Annotated in this window: 15 protein-coding genes; 2 read left to right on the top strand and 13 right to left on the bottom strand. The window is 53.9% G+C overall.

The window, feature by feature from the left end; all coding sequences use genetic code 11:
• Nucleotides 1-71 precede the first annotated feature (71 nt).
• Both NST44_RS07220 and NST44_RS07215 read right to left on the bottom strand, forming a co-directional pair.
• Complete coding sequence (locus tag NST44_RS07220) at nt 72-1,433, bottom strand: FAD-dependent oxidoreductase (protein WP_144877944.1); 1,362 nt, start codon at nt 1,431-1,433, stop codon at nt 72-74.
• 475 nt (nt 1,434-1,908) lie between these two features.
• Nucleotides 1,909-2,388, bottom strand: a complete 480-nt coding sequence (locus tag NST44_RS07215; RefSeq protein WP_007128836.1) for a glutathione peroxidase — start codon at nt 2,386-2,388, stop codon at nt 1,909-1,911.
• 305 nt (nt 2,389-2,693) lie between these two features.
• Here NST44_RS07215 and NST44_RS07210 point away from each other — a divergent pair, with 305 nt between their 5' ends.
• Complete coding sequence (locus tag NST44_RS07210) at nt 2,694-3,224, top strand: hypothetical protein (RefSeq protein ID WP_144877943.1); 531 nt, start codon at nt 2,694-2,696, stop codon at nt 3,222-3,224.
• 198 nt (nt 3,225-3,422) lie between these two features.
• On the opposite strand, the gene NST44_RS07205 is transcribed toward NST44_RS07210, so the two are convergent.
• The 3 genes from NST44_RS07205 to NST44_RS07195 all read right to left on the bottom strand — a co-directional run bounded on the left by NST44_RS07205 (nt 3,423) and on the right by NST44_RS07195 (nt 6,883).
• Nucleotides 3,423-4,664, bottom strand: coding sequence for a hypothetical protein (locus tag NST44_RS07205; RefSeq protein ID WP_007128838.1), 1,242 nt, complete (start codon nt 4,662-4,664; stop codon nt 3,423-3,425).
• A 224-nt stretch (nt 4,665-4,888) separates the two neighbouring features.
• Entirely contained in the window at nt 4,889-5,230 is a 342-nt protein-coding gene (locus NST44_RS07200) for a DUF3243 domain-containing protein (protein WP_007128839.1), read from the bottom strand.
• A 78-nt stretch (nt 5,231-5,308) separates the two neighbouring features.
• Nucleotides 5,309-6,883 (bottom strand): DEAD/DEAH box helicase, encoded by a 1,575-nt coding sequence (locus NST44_RS07195; protein WP_007128840.1) that lies wholly within the window; start codon nt 6,881-6,883, stop codon nt 5,309-5,311.
• Nucleotides 6,884-7,005: 122 nt separating this feature from the next.
• Here NST44_RS07195 and NST44_RS07190 point away from each other — a divergent pair, with 122 nt between their 5' ends.
• Nucleotides 7,006-7,569, top strand: coding sequence for a hypothetical protein (locus tag NST44_RS07190; protein ID WP_007128841.1), 564 nt, complete (start codon nt 7,006-7,008; stop codon nt 7,567-7,569).
• 22 nt (nt 7,570-7,591) lie between these two features.
• On the opposite strand, the gene NST44_RS07185 is transcribed toward NST44_RS07190, so the two are convergent.
• The 8 genes from NST44_RS07185 to NST44_RS07150 form a co-directional block, all read right to left on the bottom strand.
• Nucleotides 7,592-9,262: an ABC1 kinase family protein gene (locus tag NST44_RS07185; RefSeq protein ID WP_028404110.1), complete on the bottom strand. Its 1,671-nt coding sequence runs from the start codon at nt 9,260-9,262 to the stop codon at nt 7,592-7,594.
• The gene (locus NST44_RS07180; protein WP_007128843.1) at nt 9,263-9,580 is read right to left on the bottom strand and encodes a phasin family protein; all 318 of its coding nucleotides are present in this window, start codon (nt 9,578-9,580) and stop codon (nt 9,263-9,265) included.
• Nucleotides 9,581-9,945: 365 nt separating this feature from the next.
• A complete protein-coding gene (locus tag NST44_RS07175; protein WP_340898578.1) occupies nt 9,946-10,653 on the bottom strand; it encodes a PepSY domain-containing protein in 708 nt (235 codons plus the stop codon).
• 189 nt (nt 10,654-10,842) lie between these two features.
• Nucleotides 10,843-11,520, bottom strand: coding sequence for a PepSY domain-containing protein (locus tag NST44_RS07170; protein ID WP_340898575.1), 678 nt, complete (start codon nt 11,518-11,520; stop codon nt 10,843-10,845).
• Nucleotides 11,521-11,614: 94 nt separating this feature from the next.
• Entirely contained in the window at nt 11,615-12,970 is a 1,356-nt protein-coding gene (locus tag NST44_RS07165) for a sensor histidine kinase (protein WP_340898573.1), read from the bottom strand.
• On the bottom strand, nt 12,967-13,668 hold the full coding sequence (locus NST44_RS07160; protein ID WP_340898571.1) for a response regulator transcription factor: 702 nt from the start codon (nt 13,666-13,668) through the stop codon (nt 12,967-12,969). Before NST44_RS07160 ends, NST44_RS07165 begins: the two co-directional genes overlap by 4 nt.
• Nucleotides 13,669-13,700: 32 nt before the next feature.
• Nucleotides 13,701-14,339, bottom strand: coding sequence for a ThuA domain-containing protein (locus tag NST44_RS07155; protein WP_340898569.1), 639 nt, complete (start codon nt 14,337-14,339; stop codon nt 13,701-13,703).
• Between the two features lie 107 nt (nt 14,340-14,446).
• Entirely contained in the window at nt 14,447-15,265 is an 819-nt protein-coding gene (locus NST44_RS07150; protein ID WP_340898567.1) for a uroporphyrinogen-III synthase, read from the bottom strand.
• Nucleotides 15,266-15,418 lie beyond the last annotated feature (153 nt).

Below are 15,418 nucleotides of genomic sequence, written 5' to 3'. Positions count from 1 at the left end.
CGCCATGCATTCGCAAAATCCTGCATAAACACGAAAAAGCCCCCTGGAAAGGGGGGCTTCGAAGGGATGAGTTATACGTGCACAGGTGTCTCGGTTTGGATTTCAGGCAGCGCCTGCAATCCCGCCGTATTCAGGAAGTTCCACGGCTTGTTGTAATGCGGCTGGAAGAAGAAATCGATAAAGGCCAGCTGGTCAATCGTCATCCGGTTCTGGATGCATACCGACAGCGTGTTGATCGACTGGGTCAAGTCTGCCTTGGAAATCACTTGGGCACCGATTACGCGGCGGGTTTCCGTCTCATATACGACCTTCAATGTTACCGATTCAGACGTCGGCATAAATTCCGGACGGTAATGATCGGTGATCGTTACGGCTTCGACCTGAAGTCCTTCATCCTTAGCGGCTCCTTCCGTCAGCCCAGTGGACGCGATGTTATGCTCATAAATTTTGAGGCCCGAGGTGCCTTGCGTCCCCATATAAGGGGTGGTGTGCTTCACCAAATTGCGGGCAACCAGCGTCCCCATCCGCACGGCGTTCGTCGCCAGCGGAATGTACATCATCTTGCCTGTCGGGTTATAGAGCACCGAGCAGCAATCGCCCGCTGCATAGACATCTGGCTTATTGGTCTGCATGTACGAGTTCACAACGATGGCTCCGTTGTCGAGCATGTCGACCTGTCCTTTAAACAGCCCTGTGTTCGGACGGAAGCCGATGCAGAGGATGACCAGATCCGTTTGGATTTCTCCCTTGTCGGTAATCACCTTGTTTACTTTGCCCTCCTCTCCCTGGAAGGAGGTTACCGTCTGACCGAGTGCCAGCTCAATTCCTTTTTCCCGGAAAGAATTCTCGATCTGATCACTGAATTCACGGTCCAAATATTTGTTCAGAATGCGGTCAGCGCTGTCGATCAGCGTAACCTGCTTGCCGTTTTGCTGAAAGGCCTCGACCAGCTCGACGCCGATATACCCGGCACCTACGACGGTGATATGCTTCGCATGACGCGCTTTTTCGATAATCGTATTGGAATGGCGGTAATTCTTCGAGAGCAGGATATTGTCCAGGTCAATGCCCTCAAGTTTCGGAACGATCGGCCAAGAGCCGGTCGTAATGATCAGCTTGTCGTACGTATCGTCAAAGGTTTCGGACGTGACCAGATTGCGCACCTTAAGGGTTTTGCGGTCGGTATCAACCGATACGATCTCGTGGCGCATCTTGGTGTCGACGCCCAGCTCTTCGAGCTTTTCCGGCGAGGAATAGAATAATCCATCCGGATCCTTCACGACGCCTCCGACATACAGTGCAATGCCGCACGATAAAAAGGAAATATTGTCATTGCGTTCATAAACGGTAATCTGTGCATCTGGATACAGCTTGGCGGTATTTACAATGGCAGACGTTCCTGCATGGGTACAACCAATAACGGCAACTTTCATGGTTTTTCCTCCTCCAAAGTAAAGCTTGTATTTGTTTAAGATGATCTGTTTGGCATGGAATCATGCTTGGTAACCGTTGATGCCATTTTGATCCGATGCCCAAGCTCGTTTGTGAATTAATTCACTTTTTACTATGGTTTCATTATAATGTGATTTTATTCACATTTCAATAGGCTTTTGAAATAGCCACACTTTGTTCACAAATTCACAATCTTGTTGTGACTCATTCCATTGATTCTTATGATTGCGCAAACGGCAGACTGTTATTCCGATTTTGAGACTGGATAAAAGGGAATGAACGAGCTGGCTTCAGAGCATACTAATTCGGTCGTTTCCGCCAGGTACGTTTGACACCGAAGCCAGATGTTTTGAAAGGGGCTGCACAGCAAAAAACAGGACTGCAGTGACCGGATCGTCCAGCTAGATCCCGGCACTTACAGCCCTGCTCTTCGCATTCGCAAAACTCTCGAAATCTTTAATCCAGCAGCGATTCAATTGCGCTTCTCATCGATTCAGGGGTCTCCCGCGGCTCAAACCGCTGCACGACTTGACCCTCCCGATCTACAAGAAACTTGGTGAAGTTCCAGGCAATCTCTCCGTTTCCTTCAGGACCTGGCTGCTGAGACTTCAAATATTGAAAGAGCGGATGGGCTTCTTCCCCGTTTACATCAATCTTCCCGAAAATCTTGAACGTTACGCCGTAATTCAATTGGCAGAACGATTCCGCTTCCTCGCTTGAACCCGGCTCCTGTCCTCCGAACTGGTTGCAAGGAAAGCCTAGCACCTCCAGACCTCTGGACTTGTACTGCTCATATAACTCCTGAAGCTCCCCGTACTGCGGAGTCAGCCCGCATTGGCTGGCCGTGTTCGCAATAAGCAGCACATTGCCCTTATAATCCTCAAGCGAAATGGCTTTGCCTTGTGTATCGACGGCTTGATAATCATAGATTGACATCATTCATTCCCTCCTCTATAGTGCGACCCTGTTTGGATTACGCTGATCCGGCGTGCACCATCTATTCCTCATCATACCTGAAATCATGGGGTGAAACCAAATTTCGATACCTCGGACTGATACCCAAATGAAAACATTTGTATTATGATAATTTTATATTTATCGGGGCAGGCAAAAAAACTAACAGTCTGATTCGCCGCGAAGGCTCGTCTGATTCGTCCTATCCCTTCCCGGGAATGGGATTGGATGGATGTGCCCTGCTGCAGCCGCACTGCTGCAATTTAACATGTAAGCGAGGAAAAAGCATGAAATTGTACCCAGAAATGTTTTTATCCCCTTGGCATCTCATTGTCCTCCTCTTTGTCCTAATTGCATGGGTAGGACTTATGATTGGCCGTTACGACCGGAAAACCATACTGCGCAGTACCGGCCTCACGGCTTTGGTATTTTATTTTATCGTGACGATTCCCGTGGGACTGATCACCCAAGACTCCTTGTATAAACAAGAAACGATGCAGGCGAAGCTCGATCAAAGATTCGAGGAAAAGAAGGAGAAATCCAGCCTGACGAGCGTCCAGGATCATATCATGGTTTATGTCGGAGCTTACAAAAATGATGATGGTGCCGATATTCTCGTCTATGCCGGCAATTACCACAGCAGCGAAACATTCACCGGCAATATAAAAGTTTCCGTTTACGATAAGGACAAAGAAGACGTATTTGCTAAAACTTACGAGCACGTGACGCTCGCACCCGGGGAGAAGAAGGAGCTCGACACGACATATACAAGTCAGCCGATGGATACCTACTACATCCAATACGAAGCGCAGCCCTAGGGCTGCGCTTCTGTGATCTCATATGGGGCGCAGCGACGACAGGTATTCTCGACACGTGCGATCATGTCAAACACCACACATGCAACCGACAAGCTTTATGCTCACTACTCACTAAAGAAGTTTATTTTGCGCGATCATCCATCCGTCAATTGGTGAAGCGTACGGGAACAGAATAGCTGCTTCCGCTCAGCATTACAGCTACTGACCCTTTGACAAATCGATCTCCGATTCCGGGGTGTGCTGGGCTGGTCTGTACGGTTCAGGCGCCGGTGGCAAATTCTTGGCATCGCGGTTCTTCCGCAATCGGCGAACCCCAAGATAGATCAGACCATATAGGGGCAGAAGCATGAAGGACATGGCTATGAGATTCCCGGACATCATGTAGGACGGATCGGTTTCGACATCCGAAAAGTCCACAAAAAAGAATGAAACAAGTGAAGCCAAGGAAAAAATAATCATCTGCAGCCAGTGCATCCATTTCACTAAGGTAAAGAACAATATGCACGAGCACCCGAATAATATAGTCGTGTACCCGTAATTATTCGGGTCAATCGAGCCGTTCTCGGCCAATCTTACCAGCCAAAAGCCGATGGCGAATTGAACCGGGAATACGAGCCAAGCCAGCTTGCCGACCCCGCGAAAGGCGGATTTCCTTTTTCTCAGCTCCTCCTCGTATTCCAGACGCTTCATCTCATGCTCAAGCTCTTCCAATTCGGCTTCCGTATACTCGCGATGCTGCTCCTCTTCGATAAGCTGTTCCATGTACGGACGGAAGTCACGCTCGATATTCCCGTCAAATTCCGCTGCCTTCAAATCCTCATCGCTCCGCAGCTGCTGCGGCACCGATGCATCACGGAAATCATGGATGACGAGCGAGGTAAGGTATAACGGTATATTTCTTCGGCCCATGGCCTCCAGCCAGCGGTTCGCGTCCATCGGATCCAGGAACGGAACGGCGATGGCCCGCTCCCCCATCCCGCTTCGGGCAATCAGGTACAGGACCGGCATCAATTCGAACATCGCGCTTTTTTCCATCATTTTGGTTTTCTTATAAGCATAGCTGTATTGGAGCACGTAACGGCCATAGTACATCTCCACCACATCGGTCAGGAAGACGCTCCCTTGCTCCGATTCTCCCGTAGCCGAATCCCACAGCTCGTATTCAACGCGATCCTCATACAGCGCGAATCGGTCCAGATGCGTATTGGCCCACACCTGTTTTCTCAGGCTTTTCAACAATTTGACCAACATGATCATTCCGACAGGCACGGCCAGCAAGCTAAGCCAGGTCCAGACGGAAGGCCAGCGAAGCAGAAGGATTACCGGGCCGACGATCAGCCCAAGGCCGATCAGTATGCCGATCGTATACGCCTCAAACGTCAGCACCCAGTAAAAGGGCTGCATCTTGGGCTTTTTCTGCTCATGAATCAACAGCGACATGCAGGCAACTCCTTTGTCTTCAACGATTGACTATCATCCTTTATGTATAAATGCTCTAACCTTTATAATACGGCAAAATCCTTTCCAAGAGGAGATGAATTTAGGCCCTATTTTAGGAAGCTCCATGTATATCTATCGGACAAAGATGGCGGTAAATCAAAAAAAGCCTTCCCCGGCATCACCTGCCGGAGAAGACCTATGACGCTCTTTGAAAATGCCTAAGCCTAGCGTTTCTGGGCCAGCTTGACGAGGAGATGAGCCAGCTTGTGCTGCTCCTCTGGTGTGCCCACCTTCCACAATTCCTGAAGAAGCTTCTCCTCCGAATTTCTAGGCTCTTCGTTTGCAGCCAGATAGCCGGCCACCTTTTCCGCCGCCTGGGCAAGCTGCTCCTCATTCAATCCGATGCTCTCGGCCAGCTGAATTCGCTTGTTCAAATAGGCCTGAAACGAGTCGAAATCAGCCAGGATCCGCTCCTTCTCCTTATCGTCAATCCGATCTATCGCGTCATCGACCTTACTTACATCGAGCTCACCGTTCTTGTTCACGACATGATTATGTTCAGACATGATAACGCCTCCTTGTGATTGGATTAGATAACGATCAGTTATTAACCGCAAGGCCTGCAAATGAACCACCGGATGGCGTTAACGGCCGCGCCGTCCACCGCTCCGGCCGCTCCCTCCCCGGCTGCCGGAGCCGCGGCTGCCGCCCTGGTTGGCCTGGCCCCGGGCGGAGCTGCCGCTGCGGCCTCCGGATCTTGTCGATCCACGGCCGGCACCGCCTTGGCTCTTGCTCTGCCCGCGGCTGCGCTCTTCCGCGCCTGCACGTCTCCCGCGCCCGCCGCTCTCTTCCCTGCGTGGCTGCTCCGCTCTCCCCTTGGCTTGGGAGCGGCCTCCCCGGCCATCGGCGCTGCCGCCTCCTCCCCGGGAGCTGCGGTCCGACTGGCCGCGGCGTGCCGAGCCCGTTCCGCCTTCTCTTCGCCCGCCGCCTTGCCCCCGCTCACGGTCAGACTCAAGCGAAGAGACATGTCTAGCTTTTCTCGGACGGCCGGACTCCATACCCGCATTGTCCGCGCGCTCCTCCTGGACGTTCCCCTCGTGTGCGTCATAGCGCACCCGCTTCAAGCGAAGCGAGATGCCCTCCTCGATCCGCGCCAGGTCCGAACGGTCCTTGGCAGCCATAAAGGTCACTGCCATTCCGCTGCCTCCCGCGCGCCCGGTCCGGCCGATCCGGTGGATGTAACTTTCAACATCATGGGGCATATCGTAGTTAAAAACATGGGTAACCCCTTCCACATCCAGCCCCCGGGCTGCCACGTCCGTGGCGACCAAGAGCTGAAGCTTGGCTTCCCGAAACCGTTTCATGACCGCTTCACGCTTGGCTTGGGACAGATCGCCGTGAAGCTCGTCCGATTCGTATCCGGCAGCGAGCAGGGCTTCGTTTAGAGCCGATGCCCGCCGCTTGGTACGGCAGAAGATGATGGCAAGAAACGGCCGGTAGCGCTCGATCATGGCCCGAAGGGCGTCCTGCTTGGACCGGTCGGTGCACTCGACAACCACCTGCTTGATCTGCTCCAACGGAATGGGGGATGCCCCTTTTATAACAATATCTTCAGGTTTATTCATGTAACGAGCCGCAAGCTGCTTCACCCCTGCAGGCATCGTAGCCGAGAAGAGCATCGTCTGGCGTCGGTATGGAAGGGCATCGATCAGCGCCTCCACTTCGGCCAAAAAGCCCATATGCAGCATTTGATCCGCTTCATCGAGCACGAGCATTTTAACCCCGCCGAGCTCCAGTGTGCCGCGTCGCAGATGATCCAGCAGCCTTCCCGGCGTGCCGATAATCAAATGCCGGCCGCCTTCCAGCTTGCGCAGCTGCTTCTCGACATCCTGGCCGCCGTACACGGCCAATATTTTAATCCCGTCCGGTTCCCCTGCGGTCAGCTTCCGGGCTTCCTCCGTGATTTGGAGGGCCAATTCCCGGGTTGGCGCGATGATGAGCGCTTGCGGGAAAGGACGATTCGGATCGATATGCTGCAAAATCGGGAGCATAAAGGCCAGCGTTTTGCCGGTTCCGGTCCGCGCCCGGGCAATGACATCCTTCCCTTCAAGCAGCAGCGGAATCGTCTCCTGCTGCACCGGCGTCGGTACCGCGATTCCCTGCTCCTTCAATTTTCTCACTCTCTGCTCGTCAATGCCCAGCTGTTGAAAGTTCGGCAAACGTTCCACCTCATTTAAGTATTTTTCGCTATTGAATCGTATTAAGAAACTGACAAACGACCCTGTCTTTGGTAATGTCAATATTAGAAGATTCATCCCACCACGGCAAGGAGGTGTCCCGAATGAATCCGCTCCAGCTCATAGTCACTGTACTCGTTCTGCTGATCCTGCTCACCTTGATTAACATGATGATGAATTATGTTTCAAGACGGGACGGGGAGCCGCCCGTCCCCCTTAAGAGAAAGCTGTGGCTTGTTCCGCTTCTCGCAGCCTTTATCATTGTACCGATCGAGCTGTTCTCCATCCTGTATGCACTCCTGTTCCGGGTGACCGATTCTGCGGGACAGATGCTTGCCTATAACAGCGGCGGCGTGCTGCTAAGCCTGCCCCTGCTGCTCTTGATCGGGTTTCTGATCTTTGAAGGCCTCGTGCACCCGATCATGATCACCCTGCTGCGCCTATGGCTGCGGCGGGACGCTTCCGTATACGTCAAGCAGACCGTCACCGTGATCACCGATTCGATCCTGATTTACGCACTGGCGTCGGTGATCCCTGCCGTTCCGGTCGGCAGCTGGCTCCATGCGCTCATCATCGCCGTTTTCTATCATCTCATAGAATGGGTCCTGATCGGCATTCAGGCTTGGATCCAGCAGCGTAAACGGGCCAAAGCCGCGGCCCCTGGCTAAACAGCCTTGATAAGCCCACGAGCTAGAAACGCCCCGATTTAAAGATCGAATACAGCAGCCATGCCACCATGAGCAGCGCCACGATGAACCCGACCTCGATCACCGGGAAATTCCATAGCATCATGGGCTCCCGGCTCAAGGAGGAACCGATGATAAGTCCAACCATAATGATGCTGAAGGCCAGCAAAACGATGCTGAATGAGAGCCGGTTGCTGATCTGGTCCAGCTTCCGCATCAGCTGCTGCAGCTCCGGCACGCTGATTTCCACCCGGAGCTTCCCTTTGCTGATCAAGGCCGACAGCTGCCTGGCCTGTCCGGGCAAATCCAGCAGACTTTCTGCAAGCCCCGCCAACCCGTCCAGCACCTTCCTTCCAATCCTGCGCGAATTATAGCGCTCCTTCAGCAGCTTCCGTCCGAAAGGCTCCGCCATGTCGATGATGCTGATTTCCGGATCCAGCATTTCGATGACTCCTTCCAGCGTCAGCAGCGATTTGCCGAGCAGCGTCAAATCCGGCGGGAGCATAATCCGGTGCCGCTGGGCAACGGTGAACAGGTCGGTAAGCGCCTTCCCCAAGCGCACTTGAGAGAACGGCACGTCATAATATTCGCTCCGCAGCCGATCCATATCCGACCGCAAGGCGTCCATATCGCAATCATCGGGTATGAGTCCCATCTTGGAGATCGCGCGGATCATCCCTTCCGAATTTCGGCGCATCAAAGCAATGATCAGCCCCGAAAGATGATCCCTCATGTCCTCGCTCAACTGCCCGACAAGTCCAAAATCCAGGAAGACGAGCTTTCCGTCCTCGGCGACAAGCAAATTGCCCGGATGGGGATCAGCATGGAAAAAGCCTTCGATAAAAATCTGTTGAAGCATGCCGTCTATAAGATGCTCCGCAATCTCCTTCAGGTCATAACCCTTCGCGGCCAGCTCCTGCCGGCGGCTAAGCGTAATGCCCTCCGCGAACTCCATCATCAGCACTTTCGAGGATGTATATTCCCAATATATCCGCGGAATACGGATATACTCATGGTCATCCAGCCGGGATGAAATCTTCTCCGCGTTACGTGCCTCGTGACTGTAATCCAGCTCCGCCATCATCGCTCTGGCAAATTCATCCACAATCCGGTCGACCCGGTACTGCTTCACCCAATCCCAGTGGCGCTCGGCGATCGAGATCATGTCCCGCAGGATTTCCAGATCGCGGCCGATCATCCTGGCCACACCCGGCCGCTGTACCTTGATCGCCACACGCTCGCCGCTCTTCAGCCGGCCGGCATGCACCTGTCCGATCGAAGCGGCGGCAAGCGGCTTCTCTTCAAATTCCTGCAGTACTTCATGTATCGGCATGCCCCATTCCTGCTCGATCAGCTCCCGCGCGCTGGCGGAAGAGAACGGAGGAACCCGCTCCTGCAGCTTGACCAATTCCTGGATAATATGGTCAGGCAGCAGATCCGATCTTGTGCTCGCTAATTGGCCCAGCTTCACGAATGCCGGTCCAAGATCCTCCAGCACCCTCCGAATCCGTTCCCCGAGCGTAACGGTCTCCGGCTGCTCCCTGGAGCTCCAGCGGACGGGCATCGACAGGACATGGAACAGTCCCATCTCCTCCACCATATAGCCAAAGCCATGGCGCATTAGCGCCATGGCGATTTCCCGGTAGCGTCCGGCATGCCTCATTCGGACCGCCATCTAATCCTGCTGCGGCCCTTCCAATTCCACGATTTTCCTCTCAAGGACAGCGATGCGCTGTTCCAGGCTCGCGACATCGGTTCCTTTCGGCACGTCCAGTTCGGACAGTACGCGCTGCACCTGTTCATAAATATACGTCTTGATCTGGGACTGCTCTTCCTCGCCGCGTTCAATGAGGCGATTCACCAGCGCTTTGGATTCTGTGGGCGCCAGCTCCCCGCGCTTAACCAGATCGTCCACGATTTTCTCGACTTTTTCTTTGCTGACAACGGTAAGGCCCAATCCTAACGAGATTGCTTTCTTAAAAAGATCACTCATGATTTTATCCCTCCCGATCTTGTCTGGTTCCATTATAACCGTTCGCGCTGGTAAAAACATCTATCCGCAAAGCTTCAGTACCCATGTCCTGTGAGCGCTCCCGGTTTATAGGCCGGCATTGTGAAAATTTAGATTCCAGCCGCTCCCCGGGTCAAATCTAGAGACGAACAAAGCCGTTTCGCTCTATAACTGTGCTGATGGGAAGTCGATCTTTGGATTTTGCAAAATCCCATATACTTAGAATTACCCGGATCCGGCCGTAAATATGAGGGCATGGATACCGATCTGTTAACGCCTAGTCGAGGAAAAGAAAACAGACCGACAGGGCATTGCCCCACGGTCTGCACGAATAGGATCACTCAATCTTAATCGTCGTAACGATCATCGTCATCGTCGTCATGATCATTATCGTCATGATCATTATCGTAACGGTCGTCGTGATCATCGTCATGATCGTCATCATGATCATCATCGCCGTGATCGTACTCGGACTTTACGATTTTCCCGCTCAGGGCGTTGACCTCGACTTCCATGCTGCCTTTGGAGGTCTTCACTTCAACGTCATAGATCCAGCGGTTATCGTCCTCATCCAGATCGACGTCAGTCACCGTGCCGCCTCCCGCATGCTTCAATGCAGCTGCAGCGGCCTGTCCTGCGCCGATCAAGCCGCTGGGATAACGATCGCGGTCATCATCAAAATCATCATCTCCATCATAGTGGTGGTGATAATCGAAAGTCCGCTTCCCGAGCGTTTTGCCGGTTGATGCGTCAATCCATAGCTTGGTGCCCCGATCACTTTGTTGGATGTACACCTTATAAGCGAGCTGTCCTTTATAGTGTACCAGATCGATATCTTTTACCGTTCCTTTAGCGACAGCCAGAGCAAGCTGCTCCGCCTTCTCGACACTGATCAGCTGCTTGCCCGCTTGCGCTGCAGTCGTCGTACCGGTGCTTGCACTTCCGTTCGAGCCCGCAGCCTGCACGGCATTATATCCGTATACGCCGCTTGCCGCTATAGCCACGGACAGCGCGCCGGCCCACAGTATTTTTTTCTTCATCTTGTTCTTTCCCATCGTAATTACCTCCTCATGTCTTATCGATCGTTCTCTTTACAATTTCACTATAACGCTCCAATATGAGAGCATTCAGAGAGAAAGATTAGAAAACGATGATAAATGATAAAAGAGGTTGTTCAAATTTATCACGAAGTGAAATCAAGCAGTAACTCGGCATCGAATCTTGCTTACGTTTCATCCATTGTCTTAATCATCCCACGTTACGGTCATAATCTTGCCGGTAATGGCATGAACCTGGATCGTGGCTTCCCGCCCGTCGCTCTTCTCAATTTCGACCAGGTAATAACGAACGCCGTCATCCTCGCGGTATTCGATATCCTCGATCGTCCCGGGAACCTTAGCAAGTGACACCTTCTCGGCGTGCTCCCTTGTGATCATCCGCATCGGCGGATTCTCTGGTTCGTTGCCTTCGCCATCGTCAGAGTCTTCCGGGGTTCCGCCTGATCCCTCCCCGTTCGGCGCAGGTGGAGGATTACTCCCCTGGCCTTGTCCCTGGCCCTCGCTCTGACCCGTCCCGCGGTTATCCGGCTCAGAAGTCTCGGGCTGCTGTCCGGTCGGATCCTGATTGCCAGACTCGCCCTTTCCCTTCTCCAGCTGTTCGATCGACACAATGCTTCCCTCGCGGGCATCCACAGCCAAATCATATTTGCCTTGATCGGACACCAGCTGAACCCGGTACACATCGCCGTCCAGCGCTGTATCCGTTATCGTCCCATTGGGGTAGAGAGTTTCCACTTTACCTATAATTTCATCCTCGCTCATACGCTCCGACGAAACACTGAACGGCTTCCACAACAACGTACCGGCCACCACGACCACGACCAGCAGAAGAGCGCCCATCAGCATCCCCATTTGTTTACGCATCCCAATCACCTCGGGTATATTTTGTTCATTAACGCAAGTATACCGCAGCAAGGTTAGAAATCGATGAGAAACAAGAGGGCGTTTAACCTTAACCTCAGGTCTCGGGAGGCTGCAGCCGGATCGTGGCGGTGGTGCCGACTCCCGGCAGGCTTTCGAGCTCCAGCTCTGCCCCGATGGCCTCCGCAATCTCCTTCGCCAGCGACAAGCCGAGGCCCGCGCCGCCGGTCTTCCTGCCGCGAGCTTCATCGACCCGGTAGAAACGGTCAAACACATGCTCCAGATCTTCCTTCGATATGCCGATCCCCCGGTCAATGACCCGAATATATACCCCGGGCGGCTTCCTTCCGACTTCGATGACGATCGACTCATCGCTGTACTTGCGGGCGTTATCAAGGAGGATGAACAGCAGCTGCTTCAGCCTGCGGCTGTCCGTCCAGGCGTGCACCTCGCCTTCAGCGCGGACGTCAACCTTCCGCCTGTAGGCATCCCGGATCGCACGTGCCGATCCGTTTGCCAGCTCGGAGAGCTCCACGGATTCCATCTCGATCTTCCATGAATCCTGATTCCTTGCCAGCAGCAGCAGCTGCTCGGTCATCTCCTTCATTCGGATCGCTTCCGAATGGATCGCTTCCACCGATTCCTGAAACAGCTCCGGCCGCTCAAGCCCTCTGCGCTTCAGCAGGCTGGCATAGCTCTCGATAATCGTCAGCGGCGTCTTCAGCTCGTGCGAGGCGTTGGATACGAACTGCTCCTGCTTCTCATGATTGCTCTCGAGCAGCGTGATCATATCATTGAATGCCGCACCCATCTCCGTCAGCTCGTTCTTCGGCTGCTCCCCAAGCTCGATCCGGCGGAACCGTCCGCTCTCGCGGATATCCTTCATCGTGCGGGTCAGCGCCGTAATCGGCTGCATGATCAAGCGCCCCAGCACGCGGGTCGACACAATGATCGGAAGCAGTCCTATGGCCGTCACGGCCACGAGCACGAGACGAAGCGCCTTCAGAATATCCATCGTCGGAGCAAGCGTACGCGCAAGCTGAATATTGTTGACCGAGCCGTCCGGCCAAATAACCGGGATCGAGGCGAATGCGTACTTTTCCCCTTGAATCGTTATCACCCGCACTTGCTCCCGGGTATCATACGGCTCATCCAGGCCGTCCAGCTCCACGCCCGGTGCCGTCGTCAACTGTTCGGGGCTGCTGTTATCGGGCATGACCACCTTGATTCCAGCGCCAGCCGGAACATAGCTGCGCTGCAGGTCGGCGAGCGGTACGGATTTCGCTGCCTCCACCATATTACCGGCAATCTGCACGGCTTCGGCCTTCGTCTGCTTAAGCTGGCTATCCACCGTCAAGCGGCTGAATACAAAATAGACCAAAATATTCATGACGATCAGAATGACAGCCACAAGTACGGATGAATAGAGATGAATTCGGCTGCTCAGCTTCATGGACTGTCCTTAAGCACATAGCCGACGCCGCGGACGGTATGAATCAGATCAGGCAGGCCGTCAAGATCGATTTTCTTACGCACATAACGTATGTAGACATCGACGACATTCGTATCGCCGTAATAGTCATATCCCCATACCGCGGCCAGAATTTGCTCGCGGTTCAGCACCTGTCGTTGATTTTTGAGCAGGTAAACGAGCAGATCGAATTCGCGGGGCGTCAGCTCGATCTTCGTTCCGGCCCTGACGACCTCGCGCGTTCCTTCATGGAGTTTAAGGTCTCCCGCGGAAAGCCATTCTCCTCCCGGTTCAATGTCGTTCTGGCGCGTCCCCTGAAGTCGAAGCGCTGCCCGGATTCTGGCGAGGAGCTCCTCGATCTGGAACGGCTTCGTGATATAATCGTTAGCCCCCAGATCAAGACCCGACACCTTATCCTCAACCGAGCTCTTGGCGGTGAGCAGCAGCACCGCCGTGTGCGTATCCTGGCTCCGGATGCGCCGCAGCAGCTCGATGCCGCTCATGCCCGGCAGCATGACGTCTAACAGAATCAGATCGAAGGACCCGCTTCGATATACGCTCAGCGCATCCGGTCCGTTATCCGCTTTGGCAACCTCATAGCCCTCGCTCTCCAGCTCAATTTCCAGCAGGCGGGATATTTTAGCTTCATCTTCGACGATTAAAATCTTCCCGTTATTCATCCATTCCCTCCTACAGGCATGCTCCGTATGATTTAGCCCGGAACGCGCGCCGCCCATTTGGCGGCCTGCGTGATGAGCCTCCGAAGCTGCGGCTGAAGGAAGCTCGGCTCATGATGGCCCGGCATCACAAAGACCACCCGGCCGATGCCGTACGTATGGCACCAAGCGGCCGGCCACTGCTGACCCTCATATTCATAGTGAAGCAGCACCGTTTTTTCCGTAAACGGGCTAAAGGTGAAGCGATACGGCTCCTCATCCAATACAAACGGCTCCACGCCTTCCGTAATATCATGATCGGTCTCGGCGGGAACGAAATACAGCTTATCCATCGGCGGATGGCCGTCAAAACGCGCTCCGATGAGCTGGGCCAGCTCATACCGGTTAGCCAGCGTAATCCCGTTATGAATGACAAGCAGGCCTCCGCCGCCGCTGACATAGGACAGCAGGCCCGCCGTCTGCCGGGGAGATACGCGTTCATCCCACAAGTCGCTGTAGGCAATGCACAGCTCATAGGGATACAGATTGCTCTCGTGGAGCATTTTATGATTTTCGGTGCACTGCACCGTGAACATGTCGTTTAAAAGATGGGTCACCTGTTTATCGATCCCTTGGAGCGGGTGAAACTTGGGGTGGGTGTAGCTGCCTAGCAGCAGTGCTTTTCTTTTATCCATGGGGCATCCTCCTATTTACTACTTACAATATTACACACGATGGTCCATTACATGCACGAGCCTAAGACTCTATCCGGAAGACACCGTCTCCCTCCCCTATCATGCCATTAATTCGCCGATTGGGCAAAATATCGGCCGAGCTCGACCATCATGCTGCCCATGCGCTCATCCTCGGGGACAAGCAGGCGCGTGATCCCTTCCTCGCGCAGCCCCTGCGCCGTTACCTTGCCGACGGCAACGGCGATCACCGGTCCGCGGAATGCCTCCAGCACCGCTTCGAGCTTGCCGTGATCCTTGGCGAAATCAGCCAGAAACCGGAATTGCGGCGCACTGGTGAACGCAACGGCATCAACCTTGCCCTGGATAATTTCGTCCACCAGCAAGGAGATGTCTTCCTCCCGCGGCGGTATATGCTTATACGGCAGGATCGGCTCCACCTGAGCGCCCCGGCTCTCCAGCCATTCCACAAGCTTAGGCGCGGATTCGCCATGCAGCTGGAGGATGACGCGCTTGCCTGCCAGATCAAACGGCGCAAGCGCCCGAATGAGGCCGGATGTGCTACCGTCATCATCTCTTACGATAGGCGTAAGTCCTCTTTTTTTCAACGCGTTCACCGTTTTGTAACCGCGCGCCGCAATGGTTGTTTGCGTAAGCGTAACATTCAACCGGTCCAAAGCGCCCATCTGCTCCGCCATATCATAGATGGCCTCTAGGCCAATGCCCGTCGTAAATATCGCCCACGGCGGCGCGGGCTCTTTAAGCCAATTCTCAATCGATTCACGCAGTACCTCATCATCCAAAAAAACCGTTCCCTGTGCCGGACGAATCAGCGGGGTTCCTCCCATCTTCTCCACCAGCTTAGCCATTTCCGCCGCTTTGCGGGGGCCGGCCAGGGCTACAACCCGATCTTTCATATGCTGTGCCATTATTTTGCCTCGCTCTCCTAGAGTGTGCAGGTTCTGCCATTTGACTCCAGTATACTGGCCCGCTCCCGAGAGTGAAAGTCACTTTGGTCTTAAACTTGAGCAGCATTCATCATAAAAAAAGCAGCAAAGGGAATGCATCCCCTTCGCTGCTTG

This window comes from Paenibacillus sp. FSL W8-0919 (genome assembly GCF_038003785.1).
Taxonomy (GTDB): Bacteria; Bacillota; Bacilli; order Paenibacillales; family Paenibacillaceae; genus Paenibacillus_AQ; species Paenibacillus_AQ lactis.
The sequence above is the reverse complement of the archived record's forward strand: the minus strand, read 5'-3'. Positions and strand labels throughout refer to the sequence as shown.